At 44.5% G+C, this 17,034-nt stretch carries 15 protein-coding genes; 13 read left to right on the top strand and 2 right to left on the bottom strand.

The window, feature by feature from the left end:
- The first annotated feature begins 31 nt into the window (after positions 1-31).
- The 12 genes from F607_RS0113885 (at position 32) to F607_RS0113830 (ending at position 14,607) form a co-directional block, all read left to right on the top strand.
- Entirely contained in the window at positions 32-1,054 is a 1,023-nt protein-coding gene (locus F607_RS0113885; RefSeq protein ID WP_027708564.1) for an aspartate-semialdehyde dehydrogenase, read from the top strand.
- A gap of 324 nt (positions 1,055-1,378) precedes the next feature.
- On the top strand, positions 1,379-4,321 hold the full coding sequence (locus F607_RS0113880) for a motility hub landmark protein FimV (RefSeq protein ID WP_038291371.1): 2,943 nt from the start codon (positions 1,379-1,381) through the stop codon (positions 4,319-4,321).
- On the top strand, positions 4,322-5,179 hold the full coding sequence (truA, locus tag F607_RS0113875; RefSeq protein ID WP_038291370.1) for a tRNA pseudouridine(38-40) synthase TruA: 858 nt from the start codon (positions 4,322-4,324) through the stop codon (positions 5,177-5,179). It abuts the gene before it with no gap.
- Between the two features lie 81 nt (positions 5,180-5,260).
- A complete protein-coding gene (locus tag F607_RS0113870; RefSeq protein WP_038291368.1) occupies positions 5,261-5,884 on the top strand; it encodes a phosphoribosylanthranilate isomerase in 624 nt (207 codons plus the stop codon).
- Between the two features lie 16 nt (positions 5,885-5,900).
- Positions 5,901-7,097, top strand: a complete 1,197-nt coding sequence (trpB, locus tag F607_RS0113865; protein ID WP_094787575.1) for a tryptophan synthase subunit beta — start codon at positions 5,901-5,903, stop codon at positions 7,095-7,097.
- A gap of 14 nt (positions 7,098-7,111) precedes the next feature.
- Positions 7,112-7,915, top strand: a complete 804-nt coding sequence (gene trpA / locus F607_RS0113860; protein WP_027708559.1) for a tryptophan synthase subunit alpha — start codon at positions 7,112-7,114, stop codon at positions 7,913-7,915.
- 51 nt (positions 7,916-7,966) lie between these two features.
- On the top strand, positions 7,967-9,013 hold the full coding sequence (accD, locus tag F607_RS0113855; RefSeq protein ID WP_027708558.1) for an acetyl-CoA carboxylase, carboxyltransferase subunit beta: 1,047 nt from the start codon (positions 7,967-7,969) through the stop codon (positions 9,011-9,013).
- Positions 9,003-10,274 (top strand): bifunctional tetrahydrofolate synthase/dihydrofolate synthase, encoded by a 1,272-nt coding sequence (folC, locus tag F607_RS0113850; RefSeq protein WP_027708557.1) that lies wholly within the window; start codon positions 9,003-9,005, stop codon positions 10,272-10,274. The genes accD and folC overlap by 11 nt, the downstream gene beginning before the upstream one ends.
- 174 nt (positions 10,275-10,448) lie before the next feature.
- Positions 10,449-11,135 (top strand): SPOR domain-containing protein, encoded by a 687-nt coding sequence (locus F607_RS0113845; protein ID WP_027708556.1) that lies wholly within the window; start codon positions 10,449-10,451, stop codon positions 11,133-11,135.
- 73 nt (positions 11,136-11,208) lie between these two features.
- Positions 11,209-11,733 carry a CvpA family protein gene (locus F607_RS0113840; RefSeq protein ID WP_230400405.1) on the top strand — a complete coding sequence of 175 codons (525 nt, stop codon included), beginning with the start codon at positions 11,209-11,211 and terminating at the stop codon, positions 11,731-11,733.
- Positions 11,734-11,819: 86 nt separating this feature from the next.
- Entirely contained in the window at positions 11,820-13,331 is a 1,512-nt protein-coding gene (gene purF, locus F607_RS0113835; protein WP_027708554.1) for an amidophosphoribosyltransferase, read from the top strand.
- Positions 13,332-13,389: 58 nt separating this feature from the next.
- Positions 13,390-14,607, top strand: coding sequence for an O-succinylhomoserine sulfhydrylase (locus F607_RS0113830; protein WP_027708553.1), 1,218 nt, complete (start codon positions 13,390-13,392; stop codon positions 14,605-14,607).
- Positions 14,608-14,681: 74 nt separating this feature from the next.
- Here F607_RS0113830 and F607_RS29770 read toward each other — a convergent pair whose 3' ends face one another.
- Together F607_RS29770 and F607_RS0113820 are read right to left on the bottom strand one after the other, a co-directional pair.
- Positions 14,682-15,305 (bottom strand): DUF817 domain-containing protein, encoded by a 624-nt coding sequence (locus tag F607_RS29770; RefSeq protein WP_230400406.1) that lies wholly within the window; start codon positions 15,303-15,305, stop codon positions 14,682-14,684.
- 401 nt (positions 15,306-15,706) lie between these two features.
- Entirely contained in the window at positions 15,707-16,447 is a 741-nt protein-coding gene (locus F607_RS0113820; RefSeq protein ID WP_027708552.1) for a hypothetical protein, read from the bottom strand.
- 385 nt (positions 16,448-16,832) lie between these two features.
- On the opposite strand from F607_RS0113820, the gene F607_RS29765 reads away from it, so the two are divergent.
- The coding region (locus tag F607_RS29765; RefSeq protein ID WP_038291364.1) for a transposase family protein at positions 16,833-17,034 on the top strand (202 nt) is incomplete at its 3' end.

The raw sequence follows: 17,034 nt of genomic DNA, 5'->3' as shown, positions 1-17,034 counted from the left end.
TTGATCAAAAAAATAGGATAGATACAGCAAGATGAGTAAAACATTTGATGTGGCTGTAGTTGGTGCGACAGGTGCTGTAGGTGAAACTATGCTGGGCATTTTAGCTGAGCGTAAGTTCCCGGTAGGTAAAATTTATGCACTAGCCAGTAGCCGCTCTGCGGGTAATACCGTGTTATTTGGTAGTAAATCAGTTGTTGTAGAAGACTTAGCCGAGTTTGACTTTAGTAAAGTGCAGATTGCATTGTTTTCTGCGGGTGGCAGTATTTCAGCAGAGTATGCACCTAAAGCGGGGGCTGCTGGGTGTGTCGTGATTGATAATACCTCGCACTTTCGTTATGACCCAGAAATACCACTGGTGGTGCCTGAAGTTAATCCTGCTGCGGTCGCTGACTATAAAAAACACAATATTATTGCTAACCCAAACTGCTCAACTATTCAAATGTTGGTGGCGTTAAAGCCAATTTATGATGCGGTTGGGATTACCCGAATTAACGTCGCAACTTATCAGGCTGTTTCGGGTACAGGTAAAGAGGCCGTTAATGAACTGGCTGGACAAACTGCTAAATTATTAAATGGGCAGCCGGCTGAAGCAGAAGTCTATCCAACCCAAATTGCTTTTAATGTTTTGCCGCATATTGATGTATTTCAAGACAATGGATACACCAAAGAAGAAATGAAAATGGTGTGGGAAACACAGAAAATTTTTGGTGACGCTGAGATTAAAGTTAACCCTACCTGTGTCAGGGTACCTGTGTTCTATGGACACTCAGAAGCTGTGCATATTGAAACGCGCACTAAAATTACGGCAGATGAGGTCAGATCACTTTTACAAAAGGCGCCAGGTGTCGAGTTAATGGATGAACGTCAGGATGGGGGATATCCGACACCCGTGAAGCAGGCATGTGGTCATGATCCTGTGTATGTTGGGCGAATCCGTGAAGATATTTCTTGTGATCTGGGTCTCAATTTGTGGGTTGTAGCGGATAATGTTCGCAAGGGAGCGGCGCTAAACAGTGTACAAATTGCTGAGATATTGATAAAAGACTATTTATAATTGATACTTAGTAAGGTTATTACATCTAATTTCTAGATTTTGTTATTAACTAGTTATCAATTTTTTTGTGAAGTAATATCTTGTTCTATTGTGATGCTGGACAGGTAAGCGGGCTACTTATCTGTCCATTCTGTTTTATACTCATCAAGAAAATGACACTTTGTGCTATCACTTGAATATGCATTTTATTTTTTTAGGCTGCTTATGTGAGCTACGTTATGGTTACCTGGGGAACTGGCAGAAAAAAAACGGGTCGGGATGAGTATGAATTCTCTGGCTGCTCAACAGAGCAAGACTTTACCGAATAATAAAGGATTGAGAATTATGGTGCGCAAGTTAGTAGTAGCAGTCGCGGCTGCCGGATTATTGTCATCTGGCGTGGCGAATGCTCTTGGACTTGGGGAAATTACCCTCAATTCCGCATTAAACCAACCCCTCGATGCTGAAATAGAGCTGATACAAGTGCGAGACTTGGGGTCTTCTGAGATATTGCCAAATTTGGCAACCAATGAGGACTTCAATCGTGCGGGTGTAGAGCGCATATTCTTTCTCAGCAATCTAAAGTTTCAAACTGTCGTCAAAAAAAACGGTCGGTCATATATAAAAGTCACCAGCCGTAAGCCTGTCAGTGAACCCTATTTAAATTTTTTGGTTGAGGTACATTGGCCAAGTGGTCGTCTATTACGTGAATATACAGTCCTTCTCGATCCTCCTACATTTAGCCAGCAGCCAGTTACAACTGTTCAAGCACCTGTTTCCAGCGCACCGGCTCAGCAACCTCGTGCTGAACAACCTACAGCAGAGCCAGTCAGCCAGCCTGCCACTACCGGTGGTTTAGATGGTGATCAATACACAATCCGGGCCAATGACACACTGTGGGAGATCGCGGCACAAGTTAGGCCATCTCGAGATATCACTGTTCACCAGACAATGGTTGCCTTGCAGGTCCTCAATCCTGATGCATTTATCAATGACAATATCAACCTGCTAAAACGTGGCAAGGTGCTTAGAGTACCAAACTCTGAGCAAATCAAGCAGGTTTCACACAACGAAGCCGTTTCATTAGTGGCCGAACAAACCCGGGCCTGGAAAGCGGGCGATCTGCAGGCGCCTCAACTGGATGCAACACGCCGTGCTTCGGCTGCCCCTGAGCCTGAAGCTGGAGACAGTGATGGTCGCTTGAAAATTGTGTCAGCTCCAACGCCTTCTCCTTCACAAGAAGAAGGTGGTGGGGATACAGGGCAAACAGGTCCTTCTGCACAGCAAGTTGAGACGTTGCAAAATGAGCTGTCGGTTACTCAGGAAAACTTAGATAAAGCACGCCGCGAAAATGAAGAAATCACTTCCAGGCTTACTGAATTGGAAGATCAAATTGGTACCTTGCAACGCTTGTTGAGCCTCAAAGATGAGCAGCTTGCTGCATTGCAGGCCAAGCTGAGTGAGCAGGAGTCTGCTGGGGTCCAGCAACCTGCTGTACCTGAGCCAGAACCTGTCCGAGAACCTGCTGTTACCACTGAGCCTGAGCCACAGCCTGAAACGGAGCCTGTTCCCACGGAAACTGTCGACACTCCGCAGCCAAAACCTGAGGTCAGTCTGATCGACCGTATCTTACAAGAACCAATGTATTTGGTTGGGGCTGGCGGTACAGTAGTGCTAGTAGTGTTGGGTCTGCTGTTTTTGTCTCGCCGAAATGCCCGTAAAGAGGAAGAGTTATACCAGGAGTCCTTGGACGCCGAAGCAGATACCATGCTGATCGACGAGGAAGAGGAACTGGAGCAAAAAAAAATTTCAGAAGCCGCGCTAGAGGAAGACGAGAAACCTTCAGCGCCAGTGAAACCTGAAACCAGTGATCCTTTGGGTGAGGCGGATATTTACATTGCTTATGGTCGCTTTTCTCATGCAGAAGATCTCTTGCGTAATGCGATTAATGATGAACCCAGCAGAACTGATCTCAGGGTAAAACTGCTGGAAGTTTATGCTGAAATGCAAAATGCCGATGCCTTTAAGCGAGAATTTTCAGAGCTTGAAGAGCTGTCTGATCAGGGTGCAATCAATAAGGCGAATGCTCTAAAAGGGAAGTTCCCTTCAGATGCCTTTGGTGTTGCAGCAGCGGACGCAGGCATTGATTATTTGGCAGGTGATCAAGACCTTGCCAGCCTTGAAGCTGAGTTAGCCAGTGATACCTTAACCATGGATGATCTGGATGAAGAACTGAGTCTGGATGACTTAGGGCTGGAAGAACCCGAAAAAAAAGTTGAAGCACCTGAAGAAGAGAGTGTTTTAACCTCAGATTTGGATGAAGAGTTAGATTTATCCCTGGATGATTTGGAAAAGGAAGTTGATGAGTTATCCGGTGAGTTGAGTCTGGATGCATTGGATGAAGCAGCTGAAGCCTCTTTAGAAATCCACCCTCAGGAACGTGAGGCTGGGTACACTGAGATGGAGGGGCTTGACTTTGACCTTGATAAAGAGCTGGCTGAAGTTGATGCAGAAGCACAAGCGTTAGACTTTGATCTGGACAGTATTGAGCCTGCAGCGACTGAATCACTTGATGATGCGCTCAGTCTGGATTTAGAGTCCACAGAGTTAGCGACAGGTGAAGTAGAAAGCCTGGGCGATGAATTTGCACTGGATGAAGAGCTAAAGCTTGAGCCAGAGCAACCACTGGCTGAAACAGAAGAAGTCGAAATGGACTTCAGCTTGGATGACCTGGAGCTAGAAGGCACTGATGAGGTTGCATTTGACGAAGCCTTTGACCTTGCTGTCAGTGACGAGGCATTAGTTGATGAAGCTCCACTTACTGCGGAAGAAACTGTTACAGAACCAGAACTGACATCCGAAGAAAAAGACTTTATGCTTGGCGCTGAATTAGATGACGATTTGGCTTCTTTGGATGCGGCTACTGAAAGTTTAGCGGCAGAATTATCAGGAGCTGTAGGTGAAGAAGAGCCTGTAACACAGGAAATGGTTGAGCCTGAGCCTCAAGTTAAACCTGCCCCTGTTGCAGAGGTCAAACCTGAGCCAGCAGCTGTAGAGCCAGAGCCAGTACCTGAAGCACCTAAGGCAGCACCACCGGCTGCTGAAAGTGAAGATGATATGGCGTTGTTGGCTGGTGCTGATGAGACGGCCACTAAGCTTGATCTTGCACGTGCTTACATCGATATGGGTGACCATGAAGGTGCGCGCGATATTCTTGATGAAGTGATGCAAGAAGGTAATGATAGTCAAAAACAGGAAGCCCAGACATTAATTAATAGTATGGGTTAAATGGTAAAAGAAGTAACTTTAGTGTCGGATTCGACTTCCCAGCCTGTTGACTCGGACACTCAGCGCTATGCCGCCAGTGTTGAATATGACGGCTCTCCTTTTCTAGGCTGGCAAACTCAAAAACATGGACCTTCAGTGCAAGCAGCAGTGGAAGCTGCGCTGTCCAAGGTTGCCAATCACCCAGTCAGTGTTGTCTGTGCTGGGAGAACGGACACAGGGGTCCATGCCTCTAACCAAATTATTCACTTTGATAGTTCAGCTGATCGTAGTTTGCGGGGGTGGGTATTTGGTGCCAATAGCAATCTACCACCGCAGGTCGCTGTGCGTTGGGTTAAACCTGTCTCTACAGAGTTTCATGCCCGATTTCGTGCAGACTATCGGCGTTACCGTTATGTAATTTATAACGCACCGGTGCGTCCTGCTGCTTTGGCTAAGGGAGTGACTTGGAATTATCGACCTTTAGATGCAGAAAAAATGCACGAATCTGCCCAGTGCTTAGTGGGTGAGCATGACTTTACCTCCTTTCGAGCGATTGGCTGTCAGGCCAAAACACCTTGCCGTAATATTTCGCATCTGACCGTAAAGCGTTATGGTGAACTGGTGGTTATTGATGTGCAGGCCAATGCATTTTTACATCACATGGTTCGCAATATTGCGGGTGTGCTCATGGCTATTGGTTGTGGTAAGCGCCTGGTAAACTGGATTCAAGAAGTGTTGGCAGTACAAGATCGCACACAAGGTGGAGTCACTGCCCCACCTTATGGTTTGTACTTTGTGGATGTTGGATATCCTGAACACTTTGGGCTGGAGCGAGGGGCACTAGGACCTTACTTTTTATCAGCGTTATTAGCAGAGTAATAAGTCAAGGGTGGGTTGGATGGTAATCTGGCACCAGTTTTCATATTTTTTTGATAGTGGCATAAAGAAAAGGGCATAAGGGTGAAGCCAAGAACCAGAATAAAGATCTGTGGAATAACTCAGCCTGATGATGCCGCCTATGCTGTCGCTGCAGGGGTTGATGCTATTGGTTTAGTTTTTTACCCGAAAAGCCCTCGAGCGGTTTCAGTTGCCCAGGCGCAGGCTATTGTGAGTAAAGTACCTGGTTTTGTAACAGTCACAGGTCTTTTTGTTGATGCTTCTGCAGCGTATATTTGGCAGCACTTAGAGGCTATCCCGCTTGGTTTGCTGCAGTTTCATGGTAATGAGTCTGTGCAATTTTGTGAGCAGTTTAAGCGCCCCTATATAAAGGCAATTCGTGTGCGGCCAGGTATGGATATTAGAGCGGCGATCGGGCAGTATAAAACAGCTTGCGGCATATTACTGGATAGTTATCAGCCTGGAGTGCCCGGAGGCACGGGTATATGTTTTGATTGGCAGGCTATCCCTGATGACCTGGACCAACCACTAATTATTGCCGGTGGACTGAACCCAGACAATGTTCAGCAAGCGATTCAATCTCTTCAGCCTTTTGCAGTGGATGTAAGTGGAGGGGTTGAGAAAAGTAAGGGTGTAAAAGACCGTCAAAAAATTCTGGCTTTTGTGAGAGAGGTTGCCAGTGTCTGAGCATATAAACGAGGAAATGTTAAAGAGTTTACCTGATGCCCATGGTCATTTTGGTAAATACGGGGGCCGCTTTGTATCTGAAACATTGATGGCGGCCTTGGATGAGTTGAATGAGACCTATCAGAAGCTTGCTCAAGATAAGGACTTTTTAGCTGAGTTTGATCGCGATCTTAGCCACTATGTTGGTCGCCCATCACCTCTCTATCATGCTGAACGATGGTCACGCACTGTAGGTGGTGCGCAAATTTACCTTAAACGGGAAGACCTTAATCATACAGGGGCACACAAGGTCAATAACACCATTGGTCAAGCTTTGTTAGCCAAGTATATGGGCAAGCCCAAGGTCATTGCTGAAACGGGGGCAGGTCAGCATGGGGTAGCTTCTGCAACAGTGGCTGCTCGGTTTGGCTTAGAGTGTAAGGTATTTATGGGGGCGGTTGATGTCGAGCGCCAATCACTTAATGTTTATCGCATGAAGTTGTTAGGTGCCGAAGTCGAAGCGGTTCAGTCTGGCTCAAAGACCCTAAAAGACGCCCTTAATGAAGCACTGCGACACTGGGTGACTCATGTTGATGATACCTTCTATATTATTGGCACCGTGGCGGGCCCTCACCCTTATCCGCAAATGGTGCGGGACTTTCAGGCGGTGATTGGGCGAGAGGCTAAACAGCAGTGTATTGCGCAAACAGGTCGTTTACCGGATGCACTCGTAGCTTGTGTTGGCGGTGGTTCTAATGCAATTGGTTTATTTTATCCTTTCATTACTGATCACCAGGTCGCTATGTATGGGGTAGAGGCTGCTGGTTTTGGGGTTGACACAGGTAAACACTCTGCACCATTGTGCGCCGGTCGCCCTGGTGTACTGCATGGTAATCGAACCTATCTGATGCAGGATGATAATGGACAAATAATCGAAACCCATTCAGTTTCTGCAGGCCTTGATTATCCGGGGGTTGGCCCGGAGCATGCCTGGTTAAAAGATATTGGTCGCGCAAATTATGTGGCGATCACTGATGAAGAAGCGCTGTCTGCATTTCATAAGCTGACGCAATTAGAAGGTATTATTCCAGCGTTAGAAAGTAGCCATGCGTTAGCTTATGCAGAAAAACTGGCTGCAACCATGAGGCCCGAGCAAACGATTGTGGTGAATTTATCCGGGCGGGGCGATAAAGATATTCATACTGTAGCTGCGCTGGATGGGGTGCGCGTTTAATTGGGGGAGTAATCATGAGTCGTATTCAAGACTGTTTTGCTGCACTGTCAGCCACGCAACGAAAAGCGTTAATCCCATATATTACCGCGGGTGATAGTCACCCCTCGCTAACGGTACCCCTGATGCACGGCCTGGTTAAGGCGGGTGCTGATATTATTGAGCTTGGGGTACCTTTTTCTGATCCAATGGCGGATGGTCCCGTTATCCAACTTGCTTGTGAACGTGCTTTACAGCATGGCATTAATATTCGACAAGTGTTGGCAATGGTGGCGGAGTTTCGACAAACTAATCAGTCAACACCTGTAGTGCTTATGGGCTATTTAAACCCTATTGAAAACATGGGTTATGAAGCCTTTGCTCAAGCCGCCGCCGAGGCTGGTGTTGATGGGGTTTTAACGGTAGACTTGCCGCCCGAAGAAGCTGACTCGCTATCCACAATCTTAAATACACATCATATTGATAGCATTTTTTTATTGTCACCCACGACAGAAGAAGCACGTATTGCACAAATTACCAAAGCCTCAAGTGGTTATTTGTATTATGTATCGCTTAAAGGGGTGACAGGGGCTGCCTCACTGAATGTCAGTGAGGTTGCCGAGCGCTTGAGTTTAATTCGACAACACACCACGCTGCCGATTGCCGTTGGATTTGGCATTAAAGATGGCGCATCGGCTCAAGCTATTTCTGCCTTGGCAGATGGTGTTGTGGTTGGTAGTGCGCTGGTGGCTCAAATCGGTGCAGAACAAGAAAACCAAGACGTGGCTCTTGCCAAAGTGACTGCTATTTTGGCTGAGATGCGCCACGCAATGGATTCATAGTAATTATCCAGGGCGATTAATCGCCGCTTAGCAACAATTTTGAGAGAAAACATGGCTAATTGGCTACTCGATAAAATTCTGCCATCGCTTTCACGACCTGATGACAGTAGCAAACGTCGTAGTGTTCCTGAAGGGCTTTGGAAAAAATGTATAAAATGTAATTCTATTCTCTATGCGCCAGAGTCTAGAAGAAATTTGGATGTCTGTCCTAAGTGTGATCACCATATGCGGATATCTGCTCGTATTCGCCTTGATTATTTTCTGGATCTTAATGGTCGAGAAGAAATTGCCGCAGATTTAGAGCCTGTTGATCGTCTTAAATTCAAAGATAGTAAAAAGTATAAAGACCGACTCAGTGCTGCACAGAAGCAAACGGGTGAGCGTGATGCGCTGATTGTCATGAAAGGCGCTGTGAAGGATGTGCCTTTAGTTGCTGCGGCCTTTGAGTTTTCCTTTATGGGTGGCTCGATGGGGTCTGTAGTGGGTGAGAAATTTGTGCGTGCAGTTAATACGTGTCTTGAACACCGACTGCCGTTAGTTTGTTTTGCCGCAAGCGGTGGGGCAAGGATGCAGGAAGCTTTGTTTTCACTGATGCAGATGGCTAAAACCAGTGCCGCGCTGGAAAAAATGAAAGAGGCTGGCTTGCCTTTTATCTCGGTATTAACTGATCCTGTTTATGGTGGGGTATCTGCCAGCTTGGCTATGCTGGGGGATATTAATATTGCTGAGCCGAATGCGTTGATTGGTTTTGCTGGTCCTCGAGTGATTGAGCAAACAGTTCGTGAGAAGCTACCAGAAGGTTTTCAACGCAGTGAGTTTTTGCTTGAACATGGGGCGATAGATATGATCGTACCGCGTGCTGAGCTACGGGATCGTATTTCGGGAATTATAAGCAAGCTGGTCTATGCAGACCAACCTAAGGTTGCTGAGGACCAAAGTCGTTCGCTAGCAACTGATGATCAGGTTGCTGATGACGAATCGCCAGCAGCGGGAGAGCTTGAGACAGAAACAAATACCCCCTCAGAGTCCTATCTGACGGATGAAGCCGCTGAAACTGCTGAGCATAAACCGGAGTCAGTTAAAAAAGATGAGGTTTAACTGTCTGCAGGACTGGCTTCATTGGCAAGAGTCTTTGCATAGCCAAGAAATTGATTTAGGCCTTGAGCGGATACAGATGGTGTGGCAAAGACTCGCTTTAGGTAAGCCAGCACCTTGGGTTTTTACTGTAGCAGGTACTAACGGTAAAGGCAGTACTGTTGCACTGCTCAATGGCATTCTGCAGCATCATGGCTATAAAGTGGGAGTTTACACATCACCCCACTTGCGACGTTACAATGAGCGGGTTGTTATCAATCAGCAGCCTGCCAGTGATCAGGATTTTTGCCGTGCCTTTACCGCCATTGATCAGGCACGAGGTGATATTCCCTTAACCTATTTTGAGTTTGGTACCTTAGCGGCATTATGGCTGTTTGCTCAGCAACCTCTGGATGCAGTGGTGCTTGAAGTGGGCTTAGGGGGACGACTCGATGCAGTTAATATCATTGATGCGGATGTAGCAATAATCACATCAATTGGGGTAGATCATGAGGCTTGGCTTGGCTCTGATCCTGAGGGTATTGCGGCGGAAAAGGCGGGTATTTTGCGAGCGGAGCAATGGGCCGTTTGCGGAGAGGTTCATCACCCTCAGAGTATTGTGGCAAAAGCTAAAGACCTGGGTACCCATCTTTTTTGCCGAGAACAAGAATATGGTGCAGTAAAGCAAGGGGAGGAGTGGACTTTTACCGGCCTTGGAAGCACTGGGCTGCCTGTTATCTGGTCATCGCTTCCTTTACCAAAACTGGCGATGGTGAATGCGGTGAATACTTTGCAAGCCCTTGCATTATCACCCTTTACTTTGGAATATGATTTACTGTGCGCTGCACTAAAAGCAACGACAGTTGCTGGACGCTTTCAACGAATACCCTGGCGTAACCCTCAGGGTGAGATGATTGAGCTAATTTTGGATGTAGCTCATAATCCTCATGCCGCTGAGAATATAAGTCGGCAATTACAACAGTTGCCGCCTGCTAAAATGCAAGCCGTACTGGCCATTATGATGGATAAGGATAGCCTTGGTGTGGTTAAGCCGCTTGCGGCTATGGTTGATACCTGGTGGATTAGTACAATACCTGGTCTGTCACGAGCTAAGCCTTGTTCGGTATTGGCAGATGAAATGCAAGCACATTGTCGTATTGAGCAAAAAACAACTGTTGCAGATGCGCTAATGAGTGCGATTGAGACTTCAGCTGCGGGAGATCGCATCTTAGTCATGGGGTCTTTTTATACTGTTGCAGCAGCCATGGATGCCCTTGCACTGTAGTGTGCATCTTTAGCTGAAAATGATTGTCAAAAGAAATACGCTATAAGCCGCTTAGATAGTGAACAACCAAATAGCCAGCATGCCAGTGTAAGCTTATTACCTGGCATAAACTTTATTTATGTGAAGTCTTATACTGTTGGCGTCGTACAATAAGCTCGAGTACGAGGAATCTTCATGTTAATTGATGATGGTTTAAAACAACGTGTTGTTGGTGCCATCGTTTTAGTGGCAATTGCCGCTATTTTTTTGCCTTGGCTTTTTGATGAAAAGACCACCTATGAGCGAGTGAGTGCTGAGTTACCTCCACCACCACCCGCTATTGCAGAGCCAGATTTCGTGGATGAGGCAAGGGCTCAAGCCAAGAAAGAGCTTGCAGCGATTAATCCAAACCCTGAGCAAGCAGAAGTCGTTATTGATGAACCGGTTTTAGATGAGACGACTGCATCAACCGCAGCGTTAGATACGACAAGTGTTTCTGAGAAAACTGATGATGTATCTTCAGAACCTAACCAAGACACTCAGCAAGTAGTTGAGCAAAGTGTAGCTGAACAACCGGCAACAGAAGTCGTACAGCAGAATGATATTGAAGACAAACCTAGCCTCGATGAAAAGGGCTTGCCCATCAGTTGGACAATTCAAGTTGGTACATTTGCAGACAGTAATAATGCAAACTCGTTAGTGAAAAAGCTACAGACCGAAGGTTATAAAGCCTATAGTCAAAAATTACCTAGTAATAAGCATGGTGTGATAACACGTGTTTTTGTTGGGCCTCGTTTTACGAAAAAACAGCTACAACCTGTTGTTCAAGCACTACATGAAAAGTGGCAGTTGGACGGTATCATTGTGAGGTATACCCCTTAGCCAAGCTTGGGCGCTTGGCTGCCATCTGTTACAATGCCCGCCAATTTCCTGACACAATAAAGTGAATATTTTTATGGCTGTGATGTTTACTTGGGTGGATTGGTTAATCGTTGGCATTATTGCTATATCTAGCCTTATCAGCTTGTCTCGTGGCTTCTTGCAAGAAGCTTTGTCGTTGGTTATCTGGATTGCAGCAGTGATTATTGCCTGGACATTTGGCGGTAGTCTTGCTCATATCTTCAGTGAATATGTCGCAACACCTTCAGTTAAAAAAATACTCGCCTGCAGTGTATTGTTTTTGGTGACCTTAATAGTGGGAGGCTTGGTGACCAAACTGTTGTCAGAGCTCGTCAAAGCAACAGGTTTAACAGGCACTGATCGTGTGCTGGGTATGCTTTTTGGAGGTGCACGTGGTGTTGTAGTGGTGGTGTTATTAGTTGGCATTGTGGGCTTTGCACCCGTTGAGCAAGATCCATGGTGGCAGCAGTCTCAGTTAATTCCTTACTTTAGAGAAGCGGCTGATTGGTCTATGGATACCTTAATGACATGGCTTCAGCCAGTCTTAGACCAGGTAAGTCTTAAGCAAAAAACCACTTAGCTTTGCAAAAACAGAGCCTCTAGAAGGCTCTGGCCTTTAAAAATATAAACTATAGTTTGATCATTCAGAACTAATGAGGTAGCTGCATGTGTGGGATAGTCGGCATGGTGGCCAGGCGTAATGTCAATCAGCCACTTTATGATGCATTGACAGTATTGCAACACCGGGGGCAAGACGCAGCGGGGATCGTGACATGTGCAGATAACCGTTTTTTTTTACGTAAGGATAATGGTTTAGTTCGAGATGTTTTTCGAACACGACATATGCAGCGCTTAGTAGGTAATATTGGTATTGGTCATGTTCGTTACCCCACCGCAGGAAGTTCAAGCTCTGCTGAAGCCCAACCATTTTATGTTAACTCACCTTACGGGATCACCTTAGCGCATAATGGTAATCTCACTAATGCAGACCAAATAAAAGAACACTTATTCAAAGCTGACCTTCGCCACATCAATACTCACTCAGATTCAGAAATTCTCCTAAATGTTTTTGCACATGAGCTGCAAAAGCAAAATAAATTCATACCAGAACCTGCGGATATTTTTGAAGCGATTAAACAAGTGCACCATCGGTGTGAAGGTGGCTATGCGGTGGTTGCCATGCTGGTAGGCCATGGTATTGTTGGTTTTAGGGATCCCCATGGTATACGTCCTCTGGTGTATGGCCGTAAGGAGACCGTAAATGGCTATGAGTACATGCTGGCTTCAGAAAGTGTTGCGCTAGACGCTTTAGGTTTTGAATTGGTTGCGGATGTTGCTCCAGGTGAGGCCATTTATATTTCTGCAGAAGGTGAATTGCATCAAATGCAATGTGCTGATTCTCCTCAGTTAACACCTTGTATTTTTGAGTATGTTTATTTTGCACGCCCTGACTCAATTATTGATGGTAGCTCTGTTTATAAGGCTCGCTTAAAAATGGGAGAAAAGCTGGCCGAAAAAATTCTGAAAGCTTACCCTGATCACGATATTGATGTTGTCATTCCGATACCCGATACAAGTCGTACCTCAGCATTACAAATGGCCAACCGACTTGGTGTTAAATATCGCGAAGGTTTTATAAAAAATCGCTATATTGGTCGTACTTTCATTATGCCTGGCCAAAAAGAGCGTAAAAAATCAGTACGACAAAAACTAAATGCGATTGATTTGGAGTTTCGCGGCAAAAATGTCTTATTGGTGGATGACTCTATTGTTCGTGGTACGACATGTAAACAAATTATTGAAATGGCACGTGATGCCGGGGCTGCAAAAGTTTATTTTTGCTCTGCAGCGCCTGCGATTCGCTTCCCTAATGTATATGGTATCGATATGCCCTCGGCCCATGAGCTGATTGCATTTAATCGTACCGAGCAGCAAGTAGCGGAGATTATTGGTGCTGACTGGTTGATTTATCAAGATTTGACAGACTTACAACATGCTGTAGCAGAAGGATCAGGAACGACTTTTGATGGCTTTGAGTGTTCAGTTTTTGATGGGCATTATATCACTGGTAATATTACGGATGATTATTTAGAACAATTACGTCAACAACGAAGTGATGCCGCGAAAAAGAAAAAAATTGCGGAAGACACTGTCATTGATTTGCATAATGATGCGTAAGTGATGAAGTAAAAATATTAAATCGTATGTTTTGTGTAGTAGATAAGTGGAAAGAACCATGAGCAAATATGATTATTTAGGTGAGCGTTACCAGTTCGATTATTCTGCAACTGAACTTGCTACACAAGCCATTCGAATGGGACATCAGCGTAGCCCAGAAATGGAACACGCAGAGCCGATGTATATGACATCAAGTTATGTTTTTAATTCTGCTGCAGAAGCTGCTGCGTGTTTTGCGGGTGATATTCCTGGTAATGTTTACTCCCGTTATACTAACCCAACTGTTCACTTATTTGAGTCGCGTATAGCTGCATTAGAGGGAGGCGAGCGAGCGGTAGCCACTGCTTCGGGTATGGCGGCTATTTTAAGTGTGTGCATGTCATTGTTGAAAGCGGGTGATCATGTCGTTTGCTCGCGTAGTGTTTTTGGTACAACCACTACCATCTTTAGTAAATATTTAGCACGGTTTGGCGTGACAACCGACTTTGTTCCCTTAACAGATTTAGCCCGTTGGCAAGAAGCCATCAAGCCTGAAACCAAAATGTTGTTTTTGGAAACCCCCTCAAACCCCTTAAGTGAAGTGGCGGATCTCAGTGCATTAAGTCAGCTGTCTAAAGCAAATGACTGCTTACTCGTAGTGGATAATTGTTTTTGCACACCGATCATCCAACAACCCCTCAAATTAGGGGCAGATATTGTTGTACATTCTGCCACCAAGTTTTTAGATGGTCAGGGGCGGTGTGTAGGTGGTGTTGTTGTTGGTCCAGATAAGCTACTGGAAGAGATTCATATTTATATGCGAGCTGCAGGGCCTTCAATGAGTCCCTTTAATGCCTGGGTTTTTCTAAAAGGGTTGGAAACCCTTTCTCTGCGTATGAATGCTCATTGCGATAATGCACTAGCGCTGGCTCAGTGGTTAAATGCCCAGCCAGAGATCGAGCATGTTTTTTATGCAGGGTTGGAATCCCACCCACAACATGCGCTGGCAAAGCAGCAACAGAAGAAATTCGGTGGTGTACTGGCGTTTAGAGTAAAAGGCGGACAAGAAGAAGCCTGGCGTTTTATTGATGCGACACGAGTAGTATCGCTAACGGCGAACTTGGGTGATGCAAAAACAACCATAACCCACCCTGCAACCACCACTCACTGTCGTTTAACCGCTGAAGATAAAGCTCAGGCAGGTATTTCCGATAATTTAATCCGTGTTGCTGTGGGTCTAGAAGATATTAATGATTTGATAGCTGACATGCAGCGTGGCATTGATGCGATAAAATAATTGATGCTATAACATAATAGTTGCATGGTTAAATGGGTAGAGCGTTATATATGCTCTACCTTTTTTTATTTCTTTTAATTGATCTTTAAATGACCTACCCGACGTATTTTGACGTTATTAATTAACGATACTAATACAAAGCTGATTAGCATGAGTAGGTACCATGAGCTAAGTTTCGAAAGCGAAACCATTTGCCACTCTGACGATTGGTTTGGGTATAACCATATATTGGTAAATGTAGCGATATTTTCTGCAAACCATATGAATAAAGCAACCAAAAGCCACCCTACTAAAAGAGGCATATGGCGATGTGTTTTGATAATTTTAAAATAAATTTTTATACGATAAAACAAGAGTATGGTAAGCCCTAGTAATAGCCAGCGGAAATCCCAAATATAATGATGGGTAAAAAAGTTTATATAGATTAATGTGACTAAAATTAGGGTGGCAGGCTTTGAGGGGTAATGGGAGTACTCAAACTTAAATATACGCCAAACGCGCGCGATGTAGCTACCTACAGCACTATACATAAAGCCAGTGAATAATGGTACGTTACCAATACCAAAGACATACTCTTCTGGATAAGTCCAAGACTGTATGGCATCTGATGTTTTAAACAGTTCCATAACTGTCGCAACGATATGAAAAACGATGATGACAAGTGACTCCCTCATCGTTTCTAGCTTGGTTGCTAACAGTAAAACTTGAAAAGCGATAGCCGCAATAAAAATAAAGTCGTAGCGGTGAAGGTTTTCAAGGGGGGTACCAATAACTTGTGATAATCATGGTAGCCAATAGAAAACCGCCAAATATACTGGCATATGCTTGCTTTAAACCAAATAGCCAAAGTTCGTTAATGATTTTTTTGAACGGCATAATTTCTTCAGATGTTGTTATGTAAAGAGTATTGCTTCTCTGAATCAATGTGACCTAAATGAAGCTCGTTGATTATAGTAGATTAAGCGCAGGATTATTCGTTAACTAAGCCGAGTTAAATAGATTTAGTCTATTTTGATCGTTGTGTTTATGTTCAACTTCGCAATTATACACTTTATCAGAGGCGTTTATACCTACAGGCCCTAGTGTTTTTTCATCCTTGTTATCCGTTCTTGGAGTGCTGTTTAGAAAAGTATACTTGTGTTAAAGAGCGTATGAAAAATACCAGAAAATGTTTGAGTGTTCGAAGTGGATGTGTGGCTTTAATTGAAAATGATATAAGTTGTTGAATAAAGCGCCAAGGGTAAATATAAATAACACCATAAGCGGAAGGCTGATTGTAGGCAAGTATATCTCGTACTTTATCAAGACTGATTTGCTTATGTTGAGTGACGTCTGGTGTAAGTGCATATAGTGAAGTAAATAGTGTGGTGGTGTCTTGCCATATACGCCAAGGTTTTAGCCAGGAAAAACCAGCGTTACTCACTTTTTTAAAACCATGTACCAAAAAAAAACGACTATGATTGGCATTGGTGGCTATGAGTACATACTGCATATGTTTCGTGTTAGCGTTGATGTGTCGAAACAGTGTAAACCGACCACTAAGGATTGTTAATTGGTGCCTCGTTGTTAAGGCTTGGGTTGCTTTATTAAATAAAGGATTAAGCCATAACTGACCTGCTGTTATCTTTCCTGGTAATCCTTTTTGGTATTGTGATGCTGTAAGCTGCTTTTTATTAGGGATTTTTACCTCAATGCTAATATCTTTAAGTACCATTTGATGTGTTACTTGATCCGCTATTTTAAAGGCATCAATATCTTTTAACTCGGGGTGTTGTGCAGCAATATTGGGTTGCCAGCTTAGCTGGCCAGACATGGTTTCGGTAAAGCAAACGGAGGTCATGAGTTGCTGTCACCCTTTATTTTGTTGTTTAACCTAACGCATGGTGGTGATATTAAAGTGGGTAACACAAGTTGCTTGTCAATTTGCTTGCTTAAAAAAGCTATTATTTGATTGCGAATATATGGTCCTACAGGATAAGGCTCATGATCTAAAGCATGTTTGGCTTCTGGGCATTGCCAGATATCTACTTGAGTATGTTGTTTGGGAAATCGTTTGATCCAATGTTTAAGTTTGGGAGTATTTACATACCAGTCGGTTTGGTCTCCTGCTAGTGCAATAAATGTAGGTAGTTTTTGCGGAAGGGCCTGTTGTCAGGGCAATCGCATATAAAAATACAACAAAATCAGTATAATAGGATGATTAGCAACTGACTTAGAGCATCACATTGGAAAAAAATAATACAATTGCAGATCATTTTAGTCACTTAGACGACCCTCGAGTTGAACGCCATCGTCGTCATACGTTGGTTGATATCATTACTATTACGATTTGTGCTGCGTTGTGTGGAGCAGATGATTGGGTTGCTATTGAGCGATTTGGTAAGGCCAAGGAAGCATGGTTTCAAGGCTTTCTAGAATTGCCTAATG

This window comes from Zooshikella ganghwensis DSM 15267 (genome assembly GCF_000428585.1).
GTDB lineage: Bacteria > Pseudomonadota > Gammaproteobacteria > Pseudomonadales > Zooshikellaceae > Zooshikella > Zooshikella ganghwensis.
This window is presented reverse-complemented; position numbering and strand designations above follow the sequence as displayed.

Bases quoted from the DNA above. Each gene is read 5' to 3' on its own strand.
- F607_RS0113820 (WP_027708552.1), bottom strand. From the start codon at position 16,447: ATGACCTCCGTTTGCTTTACCGAAACCATGTCTGGCCAGCTAAGCTGG.
- F607_RS0113830 (WP_027708553.1), top strand. From the start codon at position 13,390: ATGAGCAAATATGATTATTTAGGTGAGCGTTACCAGTTCGATTATTCT.
- trpB (WP_094787575.1), top strand. From the start codon at position 5,901: ATGTTAAAGAGTTTACCTGATGCCCATGGTCATTTTGGTAAATACGGG.
- accD (WP_027708558.1), top strand. From the start codon at position 7,967: ATGGCTAATTGGCTACTCGATAAAATTCTGCCATCGCTTTCACGACCT.
- truA (WP_038291370.1), top strand. From the start codon at position 4,322: ATGGTAAAAGAAGTAACTTTAGTGTCGGATTCGACTTCCCAGCCTGTT.
- folC (WP_027708557.1), top strand. From the start codon at position 9,003: ATGAGGTTTAACTGTCTGCAGGACTGGCTTCATTGGCAAGAGTCTTTG.
- F607_RS0113840 (WP_230400405.1), top strand. From the start codon at position 11,209: ATGGCTGTGATGTTTACTTGGGTGGATTGGTTAATCGTTGGCATTATT.
- F607_RS0113845 (WP_027708556.1), top strand. From the start codon at position 10,449: ATGTTAATTGATGATGGTTTAAAACAACGTGTTGTTGGTGCCATCGTT.
- F607_RS0113885 (WP_027708564.1), top strand. From the start codon at position 32: ATGAGTAAAACATTTGATGTGGCTGTAGTTGGTGCGACAGGTGCTGTA.
- trpA (WP_027708559.1), top strand. From the start codon at position 7,112: ATGAGTCGTATTCAAGACTGTTTTGCTGCACTGTCAGCCACGCAACGA.
- F607_RS0113880 (WP_038291371.1), top strand. From the start codon at position 1,379: ATGGTGCGCAAGTTAGTAGTAGCAGTCGCGGCTGCCGGATTATTGTCA.
- purF (WP_027708554.1), top strand. From the start codon at position 11,820: ATGTGTGGGATAGTCGGCATGGTGGCCAGGCGTAATGTCAATCAGCCA.